The sequence below is a fragment of the Pseudacidovorax intermedius genome (assembly GCF_001476815.1).
In the GTDB taxonomy this organism is placed as follows: domain Bacteria; phylum Pseudomonadota; class Gammaproteobacteria; order Burkholderiales; family Burkholderiaceae_C; genus Xenophilus; species Xenophilus intermedius_A.
This window is the reverse complement of the sequence record NZ_LDSL01000247.1, coordinates 1-718: the sequence shown is the minus strand read 5'-3', so window position 1 is coordinate 718 and position 718 is coordinate 1. Positions and strand designations below refer to the sequence as shown.

General features: G+C 72.7%; 1 protein-coding gene. It reads left to right on the top strand.

Translation table 11 applies throughout. The features are described from left to right. Positions 1–718: NAD-binding protein (locus NS331_RS24920; RefSeq protein ID WP_193758212.1), on the top strand; the 718-nt coding region annotated here is incomplete at both ends.

The window sequence follows — 718 nt, the reverse complement described above, 5'->3', positions numbered from 1 at the left end:
CGGTCGCTGGCCAAGGGGTGCGGACGGCTGCCCCCTGGGCTGGGGGACCGGGTGCTGGCCTCGATGATCGTGTGGATGCGGGCCACGCCCTTCATCGGGATGGACAGCGAGGCCAGCGTGCGCAAGCTGGTGGCCAGCGACTGGATGCAGCAGGCGCGGCAGGTGACCAGCCTGGAGCGCAAGATGATCGACACCGCCGAGCACGTGATCATCTGCGGCTACGGCCGTTGCGGCCAGAACCTGGCCCGCATGCTGGAGCGCGAAGGCATTCCCTACATGGCGCTGGACCTGGACCCCGACCGCGTGCGCCAGGCCGCTGCGGCGGGCGACTCGGTGGTCTTCGGCGACGCCGCGCGACCGCAGGCGCTGATGGCCGCCGGCCTGGGCCGCGCAAGCGCGGTGGCGATCACCTACCTGGACGTGCCAGGCGCCCTGAAGGTGCTGGCCGCCGTGCGGGCCCATGCGCCGACGGTGCCGGTGGTGGTGCGCACGCAGGACGACCACGAGCTGGCCAAGCTGCAGCGCGCCGGGGCCACCGCCGTGGTGCCGGAGACGGTCGAAGGCTCGCTGATGCTGGCCAGCCATGCACTGGCCCTGGTCGGCGTGCCGATGCGGCGCGTGATCCGCCTGGCGCAGGAAGCGCGCGATGCGCGCTACCACCTGCTGCGCGGCTACTTCCGCGGCGCGGACGACGACGCCTCGCTGGAAGACCTGGAAC